The organism is Mycobacterium sp. pUA109, assembly GCF_041287095.1.
Classification (GTDB): domain Bacteria; phylum Actinomycetota; class Actinomycetes; order Mycobacteriales; family Mycobacteriaceae; genus Mycobacterium.
The window spans coordinates 38,481-61,899 of sequence record NZ_JBGGKS010000026.1; the positions used below are offsets into that span (position 1 = coordinate 38,481).

Annotated in this window: 23 protein-coding genes; 6 read left to right on the plus strand and 17 right to left on the minus strand. The window is 70.1% G+C overall.

Going from position 1 to position 23,419, the window contains the following annotated elements; all coding sequences use genetic code 11:
* Nucleotides 1–29 precede the first annotated feature (29 nt).
* From rsmD to ACAG26_RS23870, 5 genes are all read right to left on the minus strand, one after another.
* Complete coding sequence (rsmD, locus tag ACAG26_RS23850) at nucleotides 30–584, minus strand: 16S rRNA (guanine(966)-N(2))-methyltransferase RsmD (protein WP_370485589.1); 555 nt, start codon at nucleotides 582–584, stop codon at nucleotides 30–32.
* A complete protein-coding gene (locus ACAG26_RS23855; protein ID WP_370485549.1) occupies nucleotides 581–3,964 on the minus strand; it encodes a pyruvate carboxylase in 3,384 nt (1,127 codons plus the stop codon). The genes rsmD and ACAG26_RS23855 overlap by 4 nt, the downstream gene beginning before the upstream one ends.
* Before the next feature lie 10 nt (nucleotides 3,965–3,974).
* Nucleotides 3,975–4,592, minus strand: coding sequence for a vitamin K epoxide reductase family protein (locus ACAG26_RS23860; RefSeq protein WP_370485590.1), 618 nt, complete (start codon nucleotides 4,590–4,592; stop codon nucleotides 3,975–3,977).
* 8 nt (nucleotides 4,593–4,600) lie between these two features.
* Nucleotides 4,601–5,347 (minus strand): DsbA family protein, encoded by a 747-nt coding sequence (locus ACAG26_RS23865; protein WP_370485550.1) that lies wholly within the window; start codon nucleotides 5,345–5,347, stop codon nucleotides 4,601–4,603.
* 92 nt (nucleotides 5,348–5,439) lie between these two features.
* Nucleotides 5,440–6,552, minus strand: coding sequence for an alpha/beta hydrolase (locus tag ACAG26_RS23870; protein WP_370485551.1), 1,113 nt, complete (start codon nucleotides 6,550–6,552; stop codon nucleotides 5,440–5,442).
* Between ACAG26_RS23870 and ACAG26_RS23875 the strand changes: the two genes are divergently transcribed.
* Complete coding sequence (locus ACAG26_RS23875) at nucleotides 6,551–7,384, plus strand: aldo/keto reductase (RefSeq protein WP_370485552.1); 834 nt, start codon at nucleotides 6,551–6,553, stop codon at nucleotides 7,382–7,384. The two genes, ACAG26_RS23870 and ACAG26_RS23875, sit on opposite strands and share 2 nt — an antisense overlap.
* 1 nt (nucleotide 7,385) lies before the next feature.
* On the plus strand, nucleotides 7,386–8,228 hold the full coding sequence (locus ACAG26_RS23880) for an aldo/keto reductase (RefSeq protein WP_370485553.1): 843 nt from the start codon (nucleotides 7,386–7,388) through the stop codon (nucleotides 8,226–8,228).
* Between the two features lie 83 nt (nucleotides 8,229–8,311).
* On the opposite strand, the gene ACAG26_RS23885 is transcribed toward ACAG26_RS23880, so the two are convergent.
* The 3 genes from ACAG26_RS23885 to ACAG26_RS23895 are packed head-to-tail and all read right to left on the minus strand — an operon-like array spanning nucleotide 8,312 to nucleotide 12,913.
* Complete coding sequence (locus ACAG26_RS23885; protein WP_370485554.1) at nucleotides 8,312–9,022, minus strand: HNH endonuclease family protein; 711 nt, start codon at nucleotides 9,020–9,022, stop codon at nucleotides 8,312–8,314.
* 43 nt (nucleotides 9,023–9,065) lie between these two features.
* A complete protein-coding gene (gene recG, locus ACAG26_RS23890) occupies nucleotides 9,066–11,273 on the minus strand; it encodes an ATP-dependent DNA helicase RecG (RefSeq protein WP_370485555.1) in 2,208 nt (735 codons plus the stop codon).
* A 2-nt stretch (nucleotides 11,274–11,275) separates the two neighbouring features.
* On the minus strand, nucleotides 11,276–12,913 hold the full coding sequence (locus ACAG26_RS23895; RefSeq protein ID WP_370485592.1) for a DAK2 domain-containing protein: 1,638 nt from the start codon (nucleotides 12,911–12,913) through the stop codon (nucleotides 11,276–11,278).
* Between the two features lie 210 nt (nucleotides 12,914–13,123).
* Here ACAG26_RS23895 and rpmB point away from each other — a divergent pair, with 210 nt between their 5' ends.
* Nucleotides 13,124–13,318, plus strand: a complete 195-nt coding sequence (gene rpmB / locus ACAG26_RS23900; RefSeq protein ID WP_071024654.1) for a 50S ribosomal protein L28 — start codon at nucleotides 13,124–13,126, stop codon at nucleotides 13,316–13,318.
* Nucleotides 13,319–13,409: 91 nt separating this feature from the next.
* Here the strand turns inward: rpmB and ACAG26_RS23905 are convergent, their stop codons facing one another.
* Genes ACAG26_RS23905 through ACAG26_RS23930 form a run of 6 tightly spaced genes read right to left on the minus strand, consistent with a single transcriptional unit; the run spans nucleotide 13,410 to nucleotide 16,489 of the window.
* Nucleotides 13,410–13,853: a TA system VapC family ribonuclease toxin gene (locus tag ACAG26_RS23905; RefSeq protein ID WP_370485593.1), complete on the minus strand. Its 444-nt coding sequence runs from the start codon at nucleotides 13,851–13,853 to the stop codon at nucleotides 13,410–13,412.
* Nucleotides 13,840–14,115, minus strand: a complete 276-nt coding sequence (locus ACAG26_RS23910) for an antitoxin (RefSeq protein WP_370485556.1) — start codon at nucleotides 14,113–14,115, stop codon at nucleotides 13,840–13,842. Before ACAG26_RS23910 ends, ACAG26_RS23905 begins: the two co-directional genes overlap by 14 nt.
* A 37-nt stretch (nucleotides 14,116–14,152) precedes the next feature.
* On the minus strand, nucleotides 14,153–14,833 hold the full coding sequence (locus ACAG26_RS23915; RefSeq protein ID WP_370485557.1) for a uracil-DNA glycosylase: 681 nt from the start codon (nucleotides 14,831–14,833) through the stop codon (nucleotides 14,153–14,155).
* 10 nt (nucleotides 14,834–14,843) lie between these two features.
* On the minus strand, nucleotides 14,844–15,188 hold the full coding sequence (locus ACAG26_RS23920; protein ID WP_370485558.1) for a type II toxin-antitoxin system RelE/ParE family toxin: 345 nt from the start codon (nucleotides 15,186–15,188) through the stop codon (nucleotides 14,844–14,846).
* A complete protein-coding gene (locus ACAG26_RS23925; protein ID WP_370485559.1) occupies nucleotides 15,185–15,484 on the minus strand; it encodes a type II toxin-antitoxin system Phd/YefM family antitoxin in 300 nt (99 codons plus the stop codon). The genes ACAG26_RS23920 and ACAG26_RS23925 overlap by 4 nt, the downstream gene beginning before the upstream one ends.
* Nucleotides 15,485–15,529: 45 nt before the next feature.
* Nucleotides 15,530–16,489, minus strand: a complete 960-nt coding sequence (locus ACAG26_RS23930; protein WP_370485560.1) for a thiamine-phosphate kinase — start codon at nucleotides 16,487–16,489, stop codon at nucleotides 15,530–15,532.
* Nucleotides 16,490–16,527: 38 nt separating this feature from the next.
* On the opposite strand from ACAG26_RS23930, the gene ACAG26_RS23935 reads away from it, so the two are divergent.
* Nucleotides 16,528–17,055, plus strand: coding sequence for a DUF3515 domain-containing protein (locus ACAG26_RS23935; protein ID WP_370485561.1), 528 nt, complete (start codon nucleotides 16,528–16,530; stop codon nucleotides 17,053–17,055).
* A gap of 5 nt (nucleotides 17,056–17,060) precedes the next feature.
* Here ACAG26_RS23935 and ACAG26_RS23940 read toward each other — a convergent pair whose 3' ends face one another.
* The 3 genes from ACAG26_RS23940 to ACAG26_RS23950 all read right to left on the minus strand — a co-directional run bounded on the left by ACAG26_RS23940 (nucleotide 17,061) and on the right by ACAG26_RS23950 (nucleotide 20,386).
* A complete protein-coding gene (locus ACAG26_RS23940) occupies nucleotides 17,061–18,173 on the minus strand; it encodes a D-alanine--D-alanine ligase family protein (protein ID WP_370485562.1) in 1,113 nt (370 codons plus the stop codon).
* A gap of 93 nt (nucleotides 18,174–18,266) precedes the next feature.
* Nucleotides 18,267–19,373, minus strand: a complete 1,107-nt coding sequence (locus ACAG26_RS23945; protein WP_370485563.1) for a cystathionine gamma-lyase — start codon at nucleotides 19,371–19,373, stop codon at nucleotides 18,267–18,269.
* A 2-nt stretch (nucleotides 19,374–19,375) separates the two neighbouring features.
* Nucleotides 19,376–20,386: an NAD(P)H-dependent glycerol-3-phosphate dehydrogenase gene (locus ACAG26_RS23950; RefSeq protein WP_370485564.1), complete on the minus strand. Its 1,011-nt coding sequence runs from the start codon at nucleotides 20,384–20,386 to the stop codon at nucleotides 19,376–19,378.
* A gap of 124 nt (nucleotides 20,387–20,510) precedes the next feature.
* Between ACAG26_RS23950 and cofC the strand changes: the two genes are divergently transcribed.
* Both cofC and ACAG26_RS23960 read left to right on the plus strand, forming a co-directional pair.
* Complete coding sequence (gene cofC, locus ACAG26_RS23955; RefSeq protein WP_370485594.1) at nucleotides 20,511–21,152, plus strand: 2-phospho-L-lactate guanylyltransferase; 642 nt, start codon at nucleotides 20,511–20,513, stop codon at nucleotides 21,150–21,152.
* A gap of 47 nt (nucleotides 21,153–21,199) precedes the next feature.
* Entirely contained in the window at nucleotides 21,200–23,368 is a 2,169-nt protein-coding gene (locus tag ACAG26_RS23960) for an RNA degradosome polyphosphate kinase (RefSeq protein WP_370485565.1), read from the plus strand.
* The last annotated feature ends 51 nt before the right edge of the window (nucleotides 23,369–23,419 follow it).

Sequence of the window (23,419 nt, forward strand, 5' to 3'; positions counted from 1 at the left end):
GGCCATGGCACGTGACGCTAGCAGCCCGGCTACACCAGTTCGGCCAGCTCCAGCCGGGTGTCGCCGTAGCGCCGCGGCGGCCACCGCTCCCAGTCCGGCGGCCAGCTCGCCGGGGGGCTGGACAGCCCGCGCTCGAGCACCAGTACGGTGCCCGCGGCGGCCCAGCCGCCGGCGGTCAGCGCGGCGACCACGGCCTCGATGTCGGCGGCGGGAACCTCGTAGGGCGGGTCGGCGAACACCAGATCCACCGGGGACGCAGGCCGGGCGGCCAGCACCGCGGCCACCGGTGCGCGGCGCAGGGTGGCCCCGGGCAGCCCGAGGTCGGCGATATTGCGGGCCAGGACGGCCGCCGCCCGCTGATTCGACTCCACGAACAGCGCCGAGGCCGCGCCGCGGGAGAGCGCCTCGAGCCCCAGCGCGCCGGAACCCGCGTACAGATCCAGCACCGCCATCCCGGTCAGGTCCAGCCGCGCGGTCAACACGTTGAACAGCGCTTCACGCACCCGATCGGTGGTCGGGCGGGTGCCGCGCGGCGGGACCGCGATCCGCCGGCCCCCGGCGACGCCGCCAACGATCCGCGTCAGCTCACCACCACCAGCAGATCCCCGCCTTCGACCTGGGCGGTGGCCGACACCGCCACCCGCGCCACGGTGCCGGCGGCCGGCGCGGTGATCGCGGCCTCCATCTTCATGGCCTCGATGGTGGCGATGGTCTGCCCGGCCTCCACGGCGTCACCCTCGGCCACCCCGACGGTGACCACGCCGGCGAACGGCGCGGCGATATGGCCCGGGTTGGTGCGGTCGGCCTTCTCGGCCACCGGAACGCTGCTGGCGATGCTGCGGTCGCGCACCAGCACCGGGCGCAGCTGCCCGTTGATGATGCACATCACCGTGCGCATCCCCCGCTCATCGGGCTCGGAGATGGCTTCCAGCCCGATCAGCAGCTCCACACCGCGCTCCAGCTGCACCCGGTGCTCCTCGCCGTGCCGCAGCCCGTAGAAGAACTGGTTGGCCGACAGCTGCGAGGTGTCGCCGTAAAGCTCCCGATGCGCCTCGAATTCCTTGGTCGGGCCGGGGAACAGCAGCCGGTTGAGGGTGGCCTGCCGTTTCGGCCCCGCCGAGGCCAGGATGGCCTCGTCTTCGGCCGACAGCGCCTCGGTCGGGCGGGCCGGACCCCGGCCGGCCAACGCGGTGCTGCGCAGCGGTTCGGGCCAGCCGCCGGGCGGATCCCCCAACTCCCCGCGCAGGAACCCGATCACCGACTCGGGGATGTCGAAGCGTGCTGGGTCGGCGGCGAATTCGTCGGCGGTGATCCCGGCGCCGACCAGCGCCAGGGCCAGATCCCCCACCACCTTGCTCGACGGGGTGACCTTGATCAGCCGGCCCAGCACCCTATCGGCGGCGGCGTAGCTTTCTTCGATCTGTTCGAAGCGATCACCGAGCCCCAGCGCGATCGCCTGCTGGCGCAGGTTGGACAGCTGGCCGCCCGGGATTTCGTGGCGATACACCCGCCCGGTCGGGGCGGGCAGCCCGGATTCGAACGGCGCGTACACCTTGCGCAGCGCCTCCCAGTACGGCTCCAGATCGCACACCGCGCGCAGCGACAGCCCGGTGTCGTATTCGCTGTGCGCGGCGGCGGCCACGATCGAACTCAGCGCCGGCTGGCTGGTGGTGCCGGCCATCGGGGCGGCGGCGCCGTCGACGGCGTCGGCCCCGGCCTGCCAGGCCGCCACATAGGTGCCCAGCTGACCACCGGGGGTGTCGTGGGTGTGCACGTGCACCGGCAGGTCGAACCGGCTGCGCAGCGCGCCGACCAGCGTGGTGGCCGCCGGTGCCCGCAGCAACCCGGCCATGTCCTTGATGGCCAGCACGTGCGCCCCGGCGTCGACGATCTGCTCGGCGAGCTTGAGGTAGTAGTCCAGGGTGTAGATCTGCTCGTCCGGGTTGGACAGGTCGCCGGTGTAGCACATCGCGACTTCGGCGACGGCCGAACCGGTTTCGCGCACCGCGTCGATCGCCGGGCGCATCGACTCGACGTTGTTGAGGGCGTCGAAGATGCGGAAGATGTCCACGCCCGTCGCGGTGGCCTCTTCCACGAACGCCGACGTCACCAACTCGGGATAGGGCGTGTAGCCGACCGTGTTGCGGCCCCGCAGCAGCATCTGCAGACAGATGTTGGGCAGCGCTTCCCGCAGCGCGGCCAGCCGCTCCCAGGGGTCCTCCTTGAGGAACCGCAACGCCACGTCGTAGGTTGCCCCGCCCCAGCACTCCATCGACAACAGCTGCGGCGTCAGCCGGGCGATGTGCGGTGCGACCTTCAGCAGCCCGCTGGTGCGCACCCGGGTGGCCAGCAGCGACTGGTGCGCGTCGCGGAACGTGGTGTCGGTCACCCCGACAGCGCGGCTCTCCCGCATCCACCGGGCGAAGCCCTCCGGCCCCAGCTGCATCAGCCGTTGTTTGGACCCCGGCGGCGGCGGGGCGTCCAGATCGATCTCCGGCAGCTTGTCGTGCGGGTACACCGCCGACGGCCGGGCACCGTGCGGGGCGTTGACGGTGACATCGGCCAGGTAGTTGAGGATCTTGGTGCCGCGGTCCGCCGAGGACCGGGCGGTCAGCAGCTGCGGGCGCTCATCGATGAACGACGTGGTGATGCGGCCGGCCTGGAAATCCGGGTCGTCGAGCACCGCCTGCAGAAACGGGATGTTCGTCGAGACCCCGCGGATCCGGAACTCGGCGATGGCGCGGCGCGCCCGGTTCACCGCGGTGGTGAAATCGCGGCCCCGGCAGCTCAATTTGACCAGCATGGAGTCGAAGTGGGCGCTGATCTCCGCCCCCAGGTTGGTGCCGCCGTCCAGCCGGATGCCGGCGCCGCCCGGGCTGCGGTACGCGCTGATCCGGCCGGTGTCGGGCCGGAACCCGTTGGCCGGGTCCTCGGTGGTGATCCGGCACTGCAGCGCCGCACCGTGCGGGGCGATCGCCTGCTGGCTGAGCCCCAAATCGTCCAGGGATTCGCCGGCGGCGATGCGCAACTGGCTGGAGACCAGGTCGACGTCGGTGATCTCCTCGGTGACGGTGTGCTCCACCTGGATCCGCGGATTCATCTCGATGAACACGTGGTGGCCGCGCTGGTCGAGCAGGAACTCGACGGTGCCCGCGCAGCTGTAGCCGATGTGGCGCGCGAACGCGACCGCGTCGGCGCAGATCTTCTCCCGCAGCGCCGGATCCAGGTTCGGCGCCGGCGCCAGCTCGACGACCTTCTGGTGGCGGCGCTGCACGCTGCAGTCCCGCTCGTAGAGGTGGATCACGTTGCCGTGGTTGTCGGCCAGGATCTGCACCTCGATGTGGCGCGGGTTGATCACCGCCTGCTCAAGGTAGACGGTCGGATCCCCGAACGCCGATTCGGCCTCCCGGCTGGCGGCTTCGATCGCCTCGGCCAGCGCGCCGATTTCGGTGACCCGACGCATCCCGCGGCCCCCGCCGCCGGCGACGGCCTTGACGAACACCGGGAACTCCATGTCGGCCGCCGCCGCCAACAACTCGTCCACCGACGCCGACGGCGCCGACGAGCTCAGCACCGGCAGCCCGGCCTCCCGGGCGGCCGCGATCGCCCGGGACTTGTTGCCGGTCAGCTCCAGCACTTCGGCTTTCGGCCCGACAAACGTGATGCCCGCCGCCGCGCAGGCGGCGGCCAGCTCCGGGTTCTCCGACAAGAAGCCGTACCCGGGATACACCGCGTCGGCGCCGCAGCTGCGTGCGGTGTCGACGATTTCGTCGACCGACAGATAGGCCCGCACCGGGTGGCCCACCTCACCGATCTGATACGACTCGTCGGCCTTGAGCCGGTGCACCGAGTTGCGGTCCTCGTAGGGATAGACCGCGACGGTGCCCACACCCAGTTCGTAGGCGGCACGGAACGCGCGGATGGCTATCTCGCCGCGGTTGGCGACCAGCACTTTGGAGATCACAGGGCACCTCTCAAATCAGCGTCGACCAGTAATCCTGAAATCGAATGAAAACCAACATGATCAACGCGATGAACCATAACGCAGTCAGCGTCCACCGCCACCGGTGCAAAACCTGCAAAATTTTGTGTCCACGGATCGGTTGATCTGCAATAGATGCGAACACCACCAGCAACGGGATGGTGATCGACCACACCACCATGCAATACGGGCACAGCGCGCCAATCACGTACAGGCTCTGGTAGATCAGCCAGTGCACGAACCCCGCGCCGACCAGTGTCCCGGCCGCCATTCCCACCCAATACCATTGCGGCAGACGCACTTTCGTCACCGTCAGCACGCCGGTGACCACCACGACGGTGAACGCCGCGATCCCGATCAGCGGGTTGGGGAAGCCCAGCAGCGACGCCTGCGGGGTGACCATCACCGACCCGCACGACAGCACCGGGTTGATATTGCACGACGGCACATAGCCTTTGTCGGCCAGCGACCGGATCTTTTCCACCGTCAGGGTCACCGAGGCGATCAGACCGATCACCCCGGCGACCAGCACCCACCAGGCGCTCAGCGGGGCGACCGGCACCCCCGGCGCAGGGTCGCCGGATGCCTCGGTCGGCGCGGGCACCGACACCGTGTCGGTCACGATGCCTGCCGGGCCGCCACCGACTCGAGACCCGGCACGTCGCCGACGATTTCCTTGATCTTGGCGACCAGCGCGTCCGGTGTCGACCACTTGTAGTCCGCGCCGTTGATCCGCACCGTCGGGGTGGCGTGGATCTCGGCGACCTTGGCCATGTTTTTGACCATCTTGAGGTATTTACCGCTGTGAATGCAGTCCGGCACGTGGCCGATCACGCCGGCTTGGCGGGCGATTTCGATCAGCCGGGTGTCGTCCGGATAGTTCCCGCCGACCTCGGCGGGCTGGATCTGCTCGGTGTACAGCGCGGTGTGGAACCGGCGGAAGGCGTCGATGTTCTCGTCGGCGACACAGTAGGCCGCCGCCCCGGCGCGCGAGGAGTAGTGGTCGTTAGCGGCCCGGTCCAAGATGCCGACCATGTGGTAGTCGGCGGCGACGGCCCCGGTATCGATGAGCCGGGACATCGTCGGGCCGAACGCCCGCTCGAAGTTGCCGCACGCCGGGCACAGGAAGTCCTCGTAGAACGTGATGACGGCCTTGGGCTGGCCGCTGTCGTCCTTGATCAGCTTCTCCGACGTCACCCGCACCGCCCGGTCCCCGGTGGGCGGCTTCTTGTAGACGATGTAGCCGACCACGGCCACCGCGAAGATCACGACGAGCGCGATGAGCGAGATCTGGATGATCAGATTGCGCCGGCGACCGGCGGCCTGCAGGTCGAAGCGCGCGGGGCGTTTGGGTTTGTTGGCCACAGGTTCGCTGATCCTCGTGTGCTGGTTGCGGGGACGGTCGCGGCGTGTGCCGACGACGGCGTTACCAGAGTACCGGCGACGACCTGGCCCGTTTAGCCCCGGCTGAGGTGCGCGCGCAGCGCCGAGATCAACTCCGCTGTCGCGACGGCGCTGTCGCCGCCCAGCGGGAACAGGCTGGCGAACCCGTGGCACAGCGAGCCCATGGCCCGCAGGTCAACGGCCGTGCCGGCGGCACGCAGCGCGGCCGCGTACTGCTCCCCCTCGTCGCGCAGCGGATCGAACCCGGCGGTGGCGATCAGCGCCGGCGCCAGCCCGGACAGGTCCTCGGCCAGCAGCGGCGACACCCGCGGGTCGGTCGGCGCCAACTCGGAGCCGTCCAGGTACTGGTCCTGGAACCAGTCGATGTCGCGCTTGGTCAGCAGGAAACCGTCCCCGAACAGGGTGCGCGACCGGGTCTGGGCGGTGGCGTCGGTGATCGGATACAGCAGCCACTGCAGCACCGGGGCCGGGCCACCGGCGTCGCGGGCCAGCCGGGCCACCACGGCGGCCAGGTTCGCCCCGGCGCTGTCGCCGCCGACCGCGACCCGGCCCGGGACCGCGCCCAGGTCCGCGGCGTGGGCGTGCGCCCAGCCGAACGCGGCGTAGGCGTCGTCGACGGCGGCCGGGGCGGGATGCTCGGGCGCCAGCCGGTAGTCGATCGACAGCACGTGGATGCCGGCGTCGCGGCAGGTCAGCCGGCACAACGCATCGTGGGTGTCCAGGTCGCCGATGGCGAATCCGCCGCCGTGGTAGAACACCAGCAGCGGCGCCGGGTCCGCGCCGGGCGGACGGTAGTGGCGGGCGGGGATCTCGCCGGCGGGTCCGGGCAGCGTCAGGTCACGCACCGCGACGTGGATCTGGCCGCCGCCCATCGCCTGGCAGGTCTGCCGCATCTGGGCCCGGGACAACACCGGATCGCCGCCGATGATCAGGCCGTTGATGCCCATCGCCCGCTGCCCGGCCAGCGTCACCTGCAGCGTGCGGTCCAAGGTGTTGCCGTCGATGGTGACCGACCGCCCGCCGGCCATCAGCCACTTGATCCCGGGCGGGATCCAGGGCATGACCTTCAGGCCCACGCTGGTCGCGGGGCGGGACAGCCGGCCCGCCCACCGCCTCGGCCGCGACGCCGACTGCGCGGACCGCGTGCCTGGCACACTCTGTGTCATGACTGCTCCCTTAGTCACGCTCAACGACGGTAATTCGATTCCCGCCGTTGGATTCGGCGTTTACAAGATTCCGCCGGACGACACCGAGCAGGCGGTGGCCACCGCGCTGCAGGTCGGCTATCGCCATATCGACACCGCGGCACTGTACGGCAATGAGCGCCAGACCGGCGCCGCGATCGCCGGATCGGGCCTGCCGCGGGAGGCGGTCTACCTGGTCACCAAGCTGTGGAACGCCAATCAGGGCTATGACGCCACCCTGGCGGCCTTCGACGCCAGCATGAACCGGCTCGGCGTCGACTATTTGGATCTGTACCTGATCCATTGGCCGTGCCCGCAGCTCAACACGTTCGTGGAGACCTTCAAGGCCTTCGCCCAGCTGCGCGACCAGGGCCGGATCCGGTCCATCGGGGTCAGCAATTTCGAACCCGAACACCTGCGGGCACTGATCGACGCCACCGGGATCGTGCCCGCGGTCAACCAGGTGGAGCTGCATCCCCGGTTCCCGCAGACCGCGCTGCGGGAAGCGCACGCCCGGCTGGGCGTCGCCACCGAAGCGTGGGCGCCGCTAGGCCAGGGCGAGCTGCTGTCGCACCCGACGATCACCGCCGTCGCCGACGCGTGCGGTCGAACCCCGGCCCAAGTGCTGATTAGGTGGCATATCCAACTCGGTAATATCGTGATCCCCAAGTCGGTCCATCCTGAACGGATTGAGAGCAACTTCGACGTGTTCGATTTCGAACTCGGCACCGAGGAGATGGCTTCGATATCCTCGCTCGACGACGGCACCCGACGGGGCCCCGATCCACGAACCTTCAACTACACAGGCAGGTGAGATGACGTCTGGTGCGGACGCCGCTGTCCCGACCATCGGTCTCAACGACGAGAACACCTTGCCGGTGCTCAGTGTCGGCGTCGGTGAACTCTCCGATGCCGACGCCGAACGCGCGGTGGCCGCGGCCCTGGAAGTGGGCTGCCGGTCCATTGACACCGCCGCGGTCTACGGCAACGAGGCCGGCGTGGGCCGGGCGATCGCGGCGTCGGGCATTCCCCGCGCCGAGCTGTTCGTCACCACCAAGCTGGCCAACGCCGACCAGGGCTTCGAGGCCTCACAGCGGGCCTGCAACGCCAGCCTGGAACGCCTCGGCCTCGACTATGTCGACCTGTACCTGATCCACTGGCCCGCCCCGCCGCTGGGCGAGTACGTGGCCAGCTTCGGCGGGCTGATCCAGTGCCGGGGCGAGGGCCACGCCCGCTCGATCGGGGTGTGCAACTTCACCGACGAGCAGCTGTCCGACGTCATCGACCTCAGCTTCGAGACGCCGGCGGTCAACCAGATCGAGCTGCACCCCTTACTCAACCAGGCCGAGCTGCGCAGCGCCAACACCAGCCACAACATCGTCACCCAGGCCTACAGCCCGTTGGGTGTCGGCCGGCTGCTGGACAACCCGACGGTGACGTCGGTGGCCGGTGAGTACGGCCGCACCCCCGCGCAGGTGCTGCTGCGGTGGAATGTGCAGCTGGGCAACGCGGTGGTGTTCCGGTCGACCGACCCGCAGCGCATCGCGGCCAACCTGGACATCTTCGATTTCGAGTTGGCCGCCGAGCACATGGACGCCCTCAACGGGCTCAACGACGGCACCCGGTTCCGCGAGGACCCGCTGACCTACGCCGGCTAAGCCCGCCGAGCAGACGTAAAAGCCCCCAAATCTCCGCCGATTTGGGGGCTTTTACGTCTGCTCGCGCTATCTAGGAGGGCCCCCTACCCGGTCGGGCAGGTGGCCGCCGCGGTGCGCAGCACCTCCGACGACGGCCGATCGACCGGCAGCGCGTACCCGCGCAGCACCGCGATGAACTGCATCGCGTACTGGCAGTGAAACGCGGCATTGGCCGGCATCCACAGCGCGGGCTGCGCGTCGCCCTTGTCCTGGTTGGCGTGCCCCTGCACCGCCAGCAGGTTGGCCGGGTCGTTGGCGAACCGCAGCCGTCGGCGGAACGGCCAGGCGTCGGCGCCGAAGTCCCAGGCCAACGCCAGCGGCACGATGTGGTCGATCTGCACCGACGCCCCGATCTGGGCGCCGCGCCGGAACGCGACGGTGACGTTGGTGTAGGGGTCGTGCAGGGTGCCGGTGGCCACCGCGTTGGGACACCGTTTGGTCGACACAAACGTCTTGTCGACCAGGTCGCGGGTGAGGATGTCGTCGCGGGTGTCGCATCCGTTGTGCCCGCCGGGGGCGTCGTTCTCGTCATCCCAGGCGTCGCCGTAGGCCGCGCGGTGGTAGCCGTAGCGATGCGTGCGGGCACCGACCACGGTGATTCCGGTCAACACGTCGGCTCCGGCGTGCACGGTCGGCACGCCGGCCCGGGCGCGGAACTCGTTGGCGTGGCTGCCCGCCGAGGACACCACCTGATAGGCGACCACCACCGCGAGCACGGTCAGCGCAGAAAGCCACAGCAGCGCTTTGCGGTTCATCTGCGCTCCTGCTCGTCGCTGCGCTCTGCGTCGTCGCCGGCGGTCATGACTTGTCCAGGTATTCGATGCGTTCGCTGTCGATGAACCGCGCCGCCAGCAGCGCCAATCCGGGATCGGCCGGATTGCTCTCGTGGGCGCGGGTGCAGAAGTCGCGGGCGGCTTCGATGATGTCGATGTGGTCCGCCAGCGACAACATCCGCAAGGTGACGGCGCGCCCGGACTGGCTGCGGCCCAACACATCACCTTCGCGGCGTTCCTTGAGATCCAGGTCGGCCAACGCGAACCCGTCCAGCGTGTTGGCCACCGCCTGCAGCCGCTGGCCGGCCTTGGAGCCTTCCGAGGCCCAGGTCGCCAACAGGCACAGGCTGGGATGACTGCCCCGCCCGATCCGGCCGCGCAACTGGTGCAACTGGCTGATGCCGAACCGGTCGGCGTCGATCACCACCATGACGGTGGCATTGGGCACGTCGACACCGACCTCGATCACCGTGGTGCAGACCAGCACATCGGTGTCGCCGGCCCGAAACGCCGCCATGGCGGCGTCCTTCTGCTCGGCGCTGAGCCGTCCGTGCATCAGGCCCAGCCGCAAGCCGGCCAGCTCGCCCGAGCCCAGCCGGGCGAACAGCTCGGCGGCGGTAGCCGAGGGTCTGCCGTCCTCCTCGGCGCTGTCGGTGTCGTCGATGCGGGGGGCTACCACGTAGGCCTGCCGCCCGGCGGCGACCTCCTCGCGGATGCGCTGCCAGGCCCGGCCGAGCCAGGTCGGCTTGTCCTTGACGAAGATCGTGTTGGTGGTGATCGGTTGACGTCCGCGCGGCAGTTCGCGCAACGTCGAGGTCTCCAGGTCGCCGTAGACGGTCAGCGCGACCGTGCGCGGTATCGGCGTCGCGGTCATCACCAGCAGATGCGGGGTGATTCCGTCGGGGGCCTTGGCACGCAATTGGTCTCGCTGCTCGACCCCGAACCGGTGCTGCTCGTCGACCACCACCATGCCCAGCCGGTGAAACTCCACCGCGTCCTGCAGCAGCGCGTGGGTGCCCACCACAATCCCGGCCTGGCCGCTGGTGATCTCGGCGCGAACCTGCTTCTTGTGCGCCGGTGACAGTGAGCCGGTCAGCAGCGTCACCTGGATGCCGTCGTCGGCCCCGCCCAGCTGACCACCCATCGCCAGCGGTCCGAGCACGTCACGGATGGATCGAACATGCTGGGCGGCAAGGACTTCCGTCGGCGCCAGCAGTGCGCACTGGTACTGGGCGTCGACCATTTGCAGCATCGCCGCCACCGCCACAATGGTTTTACCCGATCCAACCTCCCCCTGCAGCAGCCGGTTCATCGGGCGGGTGGCGGCGATTTCGCGGTGCAGCACCTCGAGCACCGCACGCTGACCGTCGGTCAATTCAAACGGCAACTGGCGCAACAATTGTCCCGCCAACCCGTCGGAGCGGTGCGGTGCCGCGGGCCCGGACCGGGACAGTTCGCCGTGGCGGCGGCCCACCAACGCCCACTGCAGGCCGATGGCTTCGTCGAACGTCAGCCGGTGACGGGCGCGCTGGCGCTCCGTGTCGCTTTCCGCGAGATGGATGGCGCGCAGCGCCTCCTGCTCACCGAGGAGTCCGTGCTCGGCGCGAAACGCCTCCGGCAACGGATCGGGGACCGGGTCGAGCATTTCGAGCACTTGGCGCACGCAGGCAAAGATGTCCCAGCTCTGCAGCTTGGTGCTGGCCGGATAGATCGGGTAGCAGGAGCGCTCGAACTCCGACTGCAGCACTTCCCCGCTGATCGCCTGCGACGCCTCGGCGATGTTGCGCAGCGAATCGCTGCCGAAGTTCGATTTTTGCGACGCATCCAGCACCAGGAAGTCCGGGTGGGTCAGCTGCATGGTGTTGCGGAAGTAGCCCACCTCCCCCGACAGCATCACCTTGGTGTCCGGGGTGAGCTTCCACTTGAGGCCCTTGGCGTTAAAGAAGGTGGCGGTCACCTTGCTTCGACCGCGCCCCACGGTGATCACCAGGTACTGGCCCTTGCGTTTGGTCATGTCCCGCATCACGGCGTTCGTGATGGTGTCGACGATGGTGATGTGTTCGCCGGCGGGGGGCCGCTCGTCGTCGGCGCCGCGCACCGTGGTGCCCTCGACGTAGCTGCGCGGATAGTGCCGCAGCAGATCGTCGACGGTCCGGATGCCGAAGACTTCGTTGAGCCGGTCGGCGGAGCGGGCGCCCACCACGTAGTCCAGCCGGTCGCCGAGCGCCACCACGGCTACTCGACCCCGATCAACAGCGCGTCGCCGCGGTGCCCGGTGGTGTAGGCCACCAACTCGGTTCCCGGATGATGGTCGTGCACATGGGCTTCCAGAATCCCGCCCACCGTGGCCGTGATGCCGTCACCGACCAGCACCGTCACCAGCTCACCGCCGGCGGCCAACAGCAGGTCGATTAGGCCGATCGCCGCCGCGGCGACGTCGTCGGCCACGATCAACACCTCGTCGCCGGCGATGCCCAGGCCATCACCGGGTCGGCACGCCCCGGCGAAGGTCAGCGCCTCCTCGGTGGCGATGCGCACCGACCCGTGCCGGGCCGCGCCCGCCGCCCGCGCCATGCTGTACCCGTCGTCGACCACCGGGCGATCCGCCTCGTGCACGGCCAGCGCGGCCAGGCCCTGCACCATGGATCCGGTGGGCACCGGCACCACGTCGATGCCCCAGCCGATGGCCGCGGTGCACCCCGCCACCAGCTCCTCAGCCGCCACGTAGCCGTTGGGCAACACCATCACCTGCGCGGCCCCGGTGTCGACCAGGGCGCGCAGCAGCTGATGCGCGCTGATGATGGTCGGGTCGGCGGCGTCGGGGTCGGGGCGCAGCACGCAGGCGCCCTCCCCACCGAACAGCCCGGCGGCGCCGTCGCCGTCGACGACGGCCAGCACGGCCCGTTCCCGCACCCAGCTGCCCGGCGGCAGGCCGCTCGCGCCGGGCATCAACGCCGAGATCTGGATGCGGCTGGGGCGCCCGAAGGCCAGCCCCGCCTCGATCGCGGCGCCGGCGTCGTCGGTGTGCACGTGCACCGAATATCCGTCGGCGTCGGCGCCGGCGGCGGCGATCGCCACCGACTCCCCCAGCTGCCCGAGCCGGTCGCGCAGCACATCGGCGGCCGCGGCGTCACAGCCGTGCAGCAGGTACATCACCTCGAATTGCGGGCCGGGGGTCGCCGCGGGGGGCTGCGGCTGCGGTGCCCGCGGCGCCGGTTCGTAGACGGTTCGGGCCGGGGCGCGCCCGGTGATCGTCGCACTGAGCGCATCGAGCAGCACCAGCAGGCCGCGCCCGCCGGAGTCCACCACTCCGGCGTCGGCGAGCACCTCGAGCTGCTCGGGGGTTTTCTCCAGCGCGACGGCCGCGGCGTCGCCGGCGGCGGCGACCGCGGCCGGTAGGTCCTCCCCGTCGCTGGCGCAGTGTTCGACGGCCTCGGCGGCCGCCCGCAGCACCGAGACGATGGTTCCCGGGACCTCCTGACCGCCCATCGAGGCGACGACCAGGGCGACGCCGTGGCGCAGCGCCGCCCCGAGCACGGCGGGGTTGATGTCGAGCAGTTCGCCGTCGGCGTCGGCGGCCGCGCTGGCGGTGACGTCGGCCAGGCCGCGCAGAATCTGGGACAAGATCACCCCGGAGTTGCCGCGGGCCCCGTGGATGGCGCCCACCGACAACGCGGCCGCGACCCGGGCCACGTCCCCCGAGCCGGCCTCGGAGCTGGCTTCGGCCAGCGCCGACCGCATGGTGAACAGCATGTTGATGCCGGTGTCGGCGTCGGCGACCGGGAAGACGTTGAGCCGGTTGATCTCGTCGGTGTGCGTGATCAGGTCACCGACCGCGGTGTGGGCCCAATCACGCAGCGCGGCCGCGTCCAGCAGCCGTTCCGACCGTCGCACCAATGCCCCACCTCCTCGCGCCTCCGATGGGCGCCAGCCTAGCCAGTGACGCCGACAGCACTGGTCATAAGGTCGGGGCCGGGTGTTGATCGTTTTGGCACTTGCCCGCCGCGACGGCTATCCTTATCGGGTTGTCGGGTCACCCTTACGGTCGTTGGCCCTCAAGCAGACGTTTCGAGGAGTTCAGTTATGGCTGCCGTGTGCGATATCTGCGGGAAGCACCCCGGCTTTGGTAAGTCGGTGTCGCATTCGCACCGCCGGACCAGCCGGCGCTGGGACCCCAACATCCAGACCGTGCACGCCGTGACCCGCCCCGGCGGCAACAAGCAGCGGCTCAACGTCTGCACCTCCTGCATCAAGGCCGGGAAAGTCACCCGCGGCTAAGTGCCGCTGGCCGCCGGCTGTGCAGCTTTATCCGCGACACGCCGGTGTGGGCGGATGAGGCCGCACACTCACGGATGCCCTCGAGCAATTGTCACGACTGACCTAGTACCCGGAGCGCGATTCCCGGGTACCGCCGGAAAGCGGTATCGGTGGTGACCAATTCGAATCCGCCGGAGACAGCGAACGCGGCCAGATAGGCGTCCATCCAGACCTTGGGTGAGGCGGAATCGCGAACCGCGAATGTTCTCCACCTGGCCTCCACACCGCTGGGCTCCTGAGCGGTCATCGTGACGCGATCGTCGGCCCGCAACGCGGCATACACCGACCAGGCTTCGGCGTTGGTCAGCGCGGCGTTGCCGTAGGCACCCAGGACCGTGCGGTTCGTCAGCAATCGGAGGAACGACTGTTGCGTTGCCCGGCAGAAGTGGATGGCCGCGGGCTCGTCGACGGTGTCCAGCCAGGCCCGCGCGGCCGGGTGATGCGTGTGCGCAGAAAGCGTCAACGCCAGCCAGACGTTGGTGTCACACAGCAGCATCATCACCCGCGGCGGCCCACTCGGCATCCTGGTCGACCAGGGCGGCGGCAACGCGTTCCGGCGTCAACTCGGGGCGAGCCGGGCGTGCGCAGTGCACCAGCGGCAGCTGCACCCGCTGTGCGGGCACACCCGCCGGTTCACCACTCTGCAGGCCGCGGAGCAGTAGCTCGGCCACCACATCCTTGATCTTGCGACCCTGCTGAGCTGCGCGTACCTTGATCGCGCGGATCAGCTCGTCGGGCAAATCCAGCGTGGTCTTCACGAAGCCAGTTTACTGGCTTCCTGGTTTTATGGCTGAACTAAGGCAGCCGCCAGTCGATCGGGTCGGCGCCCATTTGCGCCAGCAGCTCGTTGGCGCGGCTGAACGGCCGCGACCCGAAAAACCCGCGGGACGCCGACAACGGCGAGGGATGCGGGGATTCGATCGCGACGCATTGGCCGGCCAGCATCGGTTTCAGCGTCGATGCGTCGCGGCCCCACAAGATGGCCACCATGGGTTGCCGGCGGTCTACCAGCGCCCGGATCGCGCGCTCAGTGACCGCCTCCCAGCCCTTGCCGCGGTGCGACGCCGGGTTGCCCGGCCGTACGGTGAGCACCCGGTTGAGCAGCAGCACCCCGCGCTGGGCCCAGGGGGTGAGGTCCCCGCACGACGGCCGTGGATAACCCAAATCGCTGGCGTATTCGGCGAAGATGTTCTCCAGACTGCGCGGCAACGGCCGCACCTCCGGGGCCACCGAGAAGCTGAGCCCCACCGCATGCCCGGGCGTCGGGTACGGATCCTGCCCGACGATCAGCACCCGCACCGCGTCGAACGGAGAGGTGAAGGCGCGCAACACGTTCGGGCCGGCGGGCAGGTAGTGGTGCCCGGCCGCGATCTCCTCTCGCAGGAATTTCCCCATGGCGGCGACCTGGTCGGCGACCGGCTGCAGGGCGGCGGCCCAACCTTCCTCGACGAGTTCACTGAGCGGGCGTGCAGTCACCCGCAACACCCTAGACCGGCGCACTGAACGTAGGGGCTCCCAGGCCGATTGACGATGCCCAGCGGTCAGGGCGGTCCCGACGGTAGATCCGCGAACGGTGGTCGACGTCGAGGACGTGCACCACGCGGCTGGCCTCGTCGATTCGGTAGACGATGCGATACGTGCCCCGCCGGGCCGCGTGACACCCGACCAGCGGCCCGAACAGCGACTTGCCGACCCGACGCGGGTTGGCGGCAAGCGCGGTATCGCAAAACTTCAGCACGGCAGCAGCGACAGCTTCCGGAAGCCGCTGGGCAATTGCTTTTCGTGCCGCAGCCTGAAATCGGATTTCGTAACGCTGCTCCGGTGCGGTCACGCCCCGCTGGTGCGACGACGCGCCAGATCCCGACGAACGGTCGCCATATCCACGCCGGGCTCGCCCTGGCTCAACGCTGCCAGGCTCTCCGAGATCCGCCCAACGGCGTCGGGGTCACCGAGAATCTCCAATGTCATCTCCATGCCCTCGAGGTCATCCACGGACAGCAAGACGGCCTCCGCCTCCCCGTTGCGGGTCAAAGTGATGCGCTCGTGTTGCTGACGGACCCGCCGGGCGAGCTCGGAAAGCCGGGCTTTGGCCTCGGACAATGGGACCGGTGTGGAGGCGATCGTCATAGACCGAAGTCTAGCCCAGGATTGGTCAATAACCAGACCAATCAGCTACCCGTCGAACGACTGCCAGCCCGGGTGCCCGTCCCACTCCCGGCCGTCGACGAGCACCCGGGCCGGGCCGTCGAACACCCGCCCGATCACCCGCCACCCCGCCGGCACGGCGGCGGCAAAGCAGGCCACCAGGGCGTGGTCTTCTCCCCCGCCCAGCACCCACGACCACGCGTCCTCGCCCACCGCGTCGGCGGCGGCCCGCAGCGCGTCGCGGTCGGGCGCCAACGCGTCGAGGCTGACGTCGATGCCCACCCCGGAGGCGTGGGCGAGGTGGCCCAGGTCGGCGATCAGGCCGTCGGAGACGTCGGTCATCGCCTGGGCCCCGGCCTCGGCGGCGCGCCGGCCCTGACCGTACGGCGGTTCGGGCACCAGATGCCGTCGCCGCAACTCGTCGAATCGACGAATATCGTTGTGCCACAAGGAGTACCCGGCGGCTGAGCGACCCAGCTCGCCGGCCACGGCCAGCACCGATCCGGCCCGCGCCCCCGAGCGCAGCACCGGCGCGCGGCCGTCCAGGTCGCCCAGCGCGGCCACCGACACCACCCACTGCGGGCAGCGGACCAGATCGCCGCCGACGATGCCGGCGCCCAGCCGCGCGGCCTCGGCCCACATGCCGTCGGCCAGCGCGCTGACGTGGGCGGCCGGGGTGTCGGCGGGGGCGCCGAAGCTCACCACGAACGCGGTGGCCCGCGCGCCCATCGCCTCGATGTCGGCGGCGTTTTGCGCGATCGCCTTGCGGCCGACGTCGTGCGGGGTCGACCAGTCCAGCCGAAAGTGCCGGCCGGCCACCAACATGTCGGTCGACACCGCGGTGCGCCCGTCGGCGGCGGACACCACCGCGGCGTCGTCGCCGGGACCGAGCAACGTGGTGTCCGGCTGGCGGCGGTCGGCGGTCAGCCGGTCGATCATGGGAAACTCTCCCAACTGGCCCAAGGTGGGGTCAGGCTCCCGGTTCACAGCTGGAGTGTAGGCGGCGCAGGCGAGGAGGCGACGCGATGACCGAGGCCGACGGCCCCCCACGCGCGGCGCTGATCGCCGCGCTGCTGCTGGCCGTCGCCGCGGTCGGGGTGGTGCTGGCGGTGGCGGCGTCCCACCGGGCGGCGCAGCAACCGGTCGCCCTGGCCGCGGTCCCGGCGCCGCACGCCGCCGACCCGTCCTGTCACGCCCTGCTCGACGCGCTGCCCCCGCAGCTCGGCGACTTTCGGCGCGCCGAGGTGGCCCAGCCGGCCCCCGCGGGCGCGGCCGCCTGGCGTCCCGACGGCGACGGCGAGCCGGTGGTGCTGCGCTGCGGGCTGGACCGGCCCGCCGACTTCGTCGCGAGCGCCCCGATCCAGGTGGTCAACGCCGTGCAGTGGTTCCGGGTGGGCGTCGAGGACCGCACCACCTGGTACGCCGTGGACCGGCCGGTGTATGTGGCGTTGACGTTGCCGCCGGGGTCGGGCCCGACCCCCATCCAGCAGCTCTCCGATCTCATCGCGGCCACCCTCGCCGCGGTGCCGATCAATCCGGCGCCGGTGGGTTAGGCCGGTCAGCGCAGGCCGGTGCCGCGGGCCAGCGCGGTGTCCACCATGGTGGCCAGCAGGGTGGGATAGTCCACGCCGCTGGCCGCCCACATCCGCGGGTACATCGAGATGGTGGTGAACCCGGGCATGGTGTTGACCTCGTTGATCACCGGCCCGTCCTCGGTGAGGAAGAAATCCACCCGGGCCAGCCCCTGGCCGTCGATGGCCCGAAACGCCCGGACGGCCAGCGCCCGCACCGCGTCGGCGACGTCGTCGTCGATCTTGGCGGGCACGTCCAGCTCGGCGACTCCGCTGTCGAGGTATTTGGTGGCGAAGTCGTAGAAGGAGTCCTCCCGACCCCGCACCCCGGCCACCCGGATCTCGCCGATCGTGCTGGCCCGCACCGAGCCGTCGGGGAACTCCAGCACCCCGCACTCCAACTCCCGGCCGGCGATCGCGGCTTCGACGATCACCTTCGGGTCGTGGCGGCGGGCGTCGGCGATGGCGGCGGGCAGCTCGCTCCACTGCGACACCTGGTTGACCCCGATCGAGGAGCCGCCGCGCGCGGGTTTGACGAAGACCGGCAGCCCCAGCCGCTCCCGCTGCGCAGCGTCCAGCGTCGGCTGCGATCCCCGCAGCACCGCGTGCGCGCCGATCGGCAGCCCCTCGGCCACCAGCAGCTTCTTGGTGAACTCCTTGTCCATGCCGGCGGCGCTGGCCAGCACCCCGGCGCCCACATACGGCACCCCGGCCAGCTCCAGCAGCCCCTGGACGGTGCCGTCCTCGCCGTACGGACCGTGCAGCACCGGGAACACCACATCCACCGAGGCCAGCACCTCCCCGGCGCCGGGCGACAACGCCACCAGCTGGCCGGAGCGCTGCGGGTCGGCGGGCAGGGCCAACGCCGCACCGGACGCCGGCGTCACCGCGGGCAGCTGGCGGTTGCTGATCGCCAACGCGTCCGGGTCGCCGTCGGTGAGCACCCAGGAGCCGCCCGGGGTGATGCCTATCGCGATCACCTCGAAACGCTGCGGATCCAGGTTGCGCAGGATGCTGCCGGCCGACACACACGAGATCGCGTGCTCGTTGCTGCGGCCGCCGAAGACGACGGCGACACGGGTGCGGCTACCAGCGGTCACAACCTAGAGAGGCTACCTGGTGGGCCCGCCCGGGCCCGGCACCCCGGCCGTGAGCTGCGGTTTCTGGTCCCGCCCGGCGACGGGGCCGGGCCATCAGGCCAGCGCGCGGGACACGTCGGTGAGCAGGTCGTCGGTGTCCTCGATGCCCAGCGCGATCCGGGCGAAACCCTCGGGGACCGGGTCGCCCCACCGGGCGCGCCGGTCCACCGTGGTGTGAATGCCCCCGAAGCTGGTGGAGGCGATCAGCAGCTCGCTGCACTGCACCAGCGCGTGCACGGCGGCCGCGTCGGCCAACTCCACCGCCACCAGGCAGCCGAACCGCGACATCTGCGCCTCGGCCACCGGATAGGCCGGATCGTCGGGCAGCCCGGGATAGCGCACCCGACGCACCGCCGGATGGCCCCGCAACATCGTCGCGAGGGCCTGCGCGTTGGCGCATTGCCGCTCGAATCGCAGACCGGCGCTGCCCAGGCTGCGCAGCACCAGCCACGCCTCGAAGGCACCCAGGATCGGTCCGGCCAGCAGCCGCTCGGATTCCACGGCGGCGAACAGCTCCGGCCGGCCGCCGGCCACATAGCCGGCCACCACGTCGCTGTGACCGGCCAACACCTTGGTGGCGCTGGCCACCACCAGGTCTGCGCCCAACGACAGCGGCTGCTGGCCCAGCGGGGTGGCGGCGGTGTTGTCCACCACCAAGGTGGCGCCGCGGCCGCGGCAGATCGTCGCCAGCCGATGCAGATCGACCACGTCCAGCCCGGGATTGGTGGGGGTTTCGGCCAGCACCACGTCGGCGCCCGCGGCCGCGTCGCACAGCTGGGCAGCTCCCGCCTCGATCACCGTAATACCCAGGGGCGCAAGATATTCCGCTGCATAGCGGCGAACCTGGTAGTAGCCGTCGGCCGGTATCACCAGCACACACCCGGGTGTGGTCAGCGCGCGCAGCGCGGCGGTGATCGCCGCCATGCCGGAGCCGAACACCAATGCCGCCGTCGCACCTTCCAGCTCCGCCAAACCCGACTCCAGCTGCCGCCACGTCGGATTGGAACTGCGGCCGTAGGTGTCGAGCTCGGCGGTTTCGTCGCTGGACAGATGAAAGGCCGACGCCGGCACCGGCGCGGCCGCCACCGGCTGGCCCGGGACGGCCGGCGGGCTCACCGCTTTGACGCTGCGAGTCGAATCGCCGTACTGACCGGGCCGCATGGTTACTCCGGCTTGGTGCGGCGCCCCAGCAGCAGCGCCATCGCCTCGTCGACCGATAAGCCCTTGTGGCACACCCGGTGCACGGCGTCGGTGAGCGGCATTTCCACGTCGTAGCTGGCGGCCAGCGCCAGCACCGACTGGCACGACGTCACCCCCTCGACCACGTGTCCCCCACCGGCCTGCAGCGCCGCGGTCAACGTCTCGCCGTGCCCCAGCCGCTCACCGAAGGACCGATTCCGGGACCGCGGCGAGGTGCAGGTCGCCACCAGGTCCCCCACCCCGGCCAACCCGGCCAGCGTCGCCCCTTTGGCGCCCAGCGCAATACCGAGCCGGATAATCTCGGCCAGCCCGCGGGTGATGATCGCGGCCAGCGTGTTTTCGCCCAACCCCACCCCGGCCGCCATCCCGCAAGCCAGCGCGATCACGTTCTTGCAGGCGCCGCCGATCTCGGTGCCGATGACGTCGGCGTTGGTGTACGGGCGGAAGTATCCGGCGTTGAGCATCCGCTGCAGCGCCACCGCGCGACCGGAGTCGCTGCAGGCGATGACGGTGGCCGCGGGCTGACCGGCGGCGATCTCGCTGGCCAGGTTCGGCCCGGACAGCACCGCCACCTGAGACGGGTCCACCCCGGTGACCGCGACGATGACCTGGCTCATCCGCATCAGGGTGCCCAACTCGATGCCCTTGGCCAGGCTGACTAGCGTGGCGCCCTCGGCCAGCAGCGGTGCCCACGGCTCGATGTTGGCGCGCAGGGTCTGCGCCGGGACGCCGAGCAGCACCGTGGTCGCATTCTCGAGCGCCGCGGCGGCGTCGTCGGTGGCCCGGATCCCCGGGGGCAGCTGCACCCCGGGCAAGTAGTCGGCGTTATAGCCGGTGTCGTTGATCGTCGCGGCGACCGCGGGCCGCCGCGCCCACAGGGTGACCGCACTCCCGGCGTCGGCCAGCACCTTGGCCAGTGCCGTCCCCCACGCGCCGGCACCCATCACCGCGACGGCGCCTTCACTGCCGGTCATGCGTTCACCTCCCGCTGCCACCCGCGAGCCACCTTAATGGCCGTCGGGCGGATACCTGCATGATGGCAGGCGGCGGGGCGTGGCAGCGAGGGCAACGCTGGCAGGATGGGCGCACGTGGGAAGCATGCGGGCCGACGAACTCGGTGATGTCGGCTTGATCATCGCCGTGAAGCGGTTGACGGCGGCCAAGACCCGGCTGGCGCCGATCTTTTCGGCCCGCACCCGGGAACGGGTGGTGTTGGCCATGCTGATCGACACCGTCACCGCGGCGGCGCGCGTCGACGCGCTGCGCGGTATCACCGTCGTCACCCCCGACGATGCCGCCGCCGCGGCGGCGGCGCAGCTCGGCGCGCGGGTGCTGGTCGACCCCACCCCCGACGGGCACCCGGACCCGTTGAACCACGCGATCGCCGCCGCCGAGCGGGCGTTGACCCCGCTAGTCTCGAATCTGGTTGTGCTGCAGGGAGATCTGCCTGCCCTGCAGAGCCAGGAACTGGCCGAGGCGATTGTGGCGGCCCGCACCCATCAGCGCAGTTTCGTCGCCGACCGGCACGGGACGGGCACCGCGGCGCTGTTCGCCTTCGGCACCGCCCTCGACCCCCAGTTCGGGCGGGACTCCTCGACCCGGCACCGGCGCACCGGTGCGGTCGAGCTGACCGGCGCCTGGCCGGGTTTGCGCTGCGATATCGACACCCCGGACGATCTGGCCGCCGCCCGCATCCTGGGGGTCGGGCCCGCCACCGCCCGCGCGATCACCGCACGTTAACGCCGCAGCGGTGGCAGCGTCCCGGTGTGATGAGTAATGATTTCTAGGTGACCGAAACCGAAGAAGTCGAGGTGCGCACCGACCAGACCGAGTGGCACCCGGGTGACTCGACCCCGGCGGCACCGCCGGCGGCCACCGCCACCGCCATCAGCGCCGACGACGCCCTGCCCGAGGACCGCTACCTCAACCGCGAGCTGAGCTGGTTGGACTTCAACGCCCGGGTGCTTGCGCTGGCCGCCGACACGTCGTTGCCGTTGCTGGAGCGGGCCAATTTTTTGGCGATCTTCGCCTCGAACCTCGACGAGTTCTATATGGTCCGGGTCGCCGGCCTCAAACGCCGCGACGAGATGGGCTTGTCGGTCCGGTCCGCCGACGGGTTGACGCCGCGCGAGCAGTTGCGCCGCATCGGTGAGCAGACCCAGCAGATCGCCACCCGGCATGCCCGGGTCTTCCTCGATTCGGTGCGGCCCGCCCTGGCCGAGGAGGGCGTTCACATCGTCACCTGGGCTGATCTGGATGACGCCGAACGCAAGCAACTCTCGGAGTACTTCCACGACCAGGTCTTCCCGGTGCTGACGCCGCTGGCCGTCGATCCCGCCCACCCGTTCCCGTTCGTGAGCGGATTGAGCCTGAACCTGGCGGTCACCGTGAAGCGGCCCGAGGACGGCGGACAGCATTTCGCCCGGGTGAAGGTGCCCGACAACGTCGACCGCTTCGTCGAACTGCGCCCGCGCGAAGGCGACGACGCCGTCGCGCGGTTCCTGCCGATGGAGGAGCTGATCGCCGCCTTCCTCCCGGTGCTGTTCCAGGGCCTCGAAATCGTCGAACATCACGTGTTCCGGATCACCCGCAACGCCGACTTCGAGGTCGAAGAGGACCGTGACGAGGACCTGCTGCAGGCGCTGGAACGGGAATTGGCCCGCCGGCGGTTCGGTTCACCGGTCCGGCTCGAAGTGTCCGACGACATGACCGAGAACATGCTCGAGCTGTTGCTGCGCGAGCTCGACGTGCACCCCGGCGACGTCATCGACGTGCCCGGACTGCTGGATCTGTCGTCGCTGTGGCAGATCTACCGGCTGGACCGTCCGGCGCTCAAAGATCGGACCTTCGTCCCGGCGACGCATCCGGCGTTCGCCGAACGGGAAACACCCAAGAGCATCTTTGCGACCCTGCGCGAAGGCGACGTGCTGGTGCATCACCCCTACGATTCGTTTTCCACCAGCGTGCAGCGCTTCATCGAACAGGCCGCGGCCGATCCCAATGTGTTGGCGATCAAACAAACGCTGTACCGCACCTCCGGTGACTCACCGATCGTCACCGCGCTGATCGACGCCGCCGAAGCCGGCAAGCAGGTGGTGGCGCTGGTCGAGATCAAGGCGCGGTTCGACGAACAGGCCAACATCCGGTGGGCCCGTCAACTGGAGCAGGCGGGCGTGCACGTGGTCTACGGGCTAGTCGGGCTCAAGACCCACTGCAAGACGGCGTTGGTGGTGCGCCGCGAGGGGTCCACCATCCGCCGCTACTGCCATATCGGGACCGGCAACTACAACAGCAAGACCGCACGGCTCTACGAGGACATCGGACTGCTCACCGCCGCGCCCGATGTCGGCGCCGACCTGACCGACTTGTTCAACTCGCTCACCGGCTACTCGCGCCAGCTGACCTACCGCAACCTGTTGGTCGCCCCGCACGGGGTGCGCGCCGGCATCATCGACCGCATCGAGCAAGAGGTTGCCGCACACCGCGATAACGGCAACGGCCGGATCCGGCTCAAACTCAACGCGTTGGTCGACGAGCAGGTGATCGACGCCCTGTATCGCGCGTCACGGGCCGGTGTGCGGGTCGAGGTGGTGGTGCGCGGCATCTGCGCCCTGCGACCGGGCGTGGCGGGCTTCTCGGAAAACATCGTCGTCCGCTCGATTCTGGGCCGATTCCTCGAACATTCGCGGGTCATCCACTTCAGCGCGATCAACCAGTTCTGGATCGGTAGTGCCGACATGATGCACCGCAACCTGGACCGCCGCGTCGAGGTGATGGTTCAGGTCAAAGACCCGCGGCTGACCGCACAGCTCGACGACATGTTCACCTCGGCCTTGGATCCGGCCACCCGGTGCTGGGAACTGGGGCCGGAAGGGCAATGGACGGCGTCACCGCAGGCCGGTCACACGGTGCGCGACCACCAGGTGTCGCTGATGGAACGGCACCGCAGCCCCTGAGGCGCCACCGCATATCCACCGTGTCCGAGGCCCGTGTCGACCTGCAGGAGT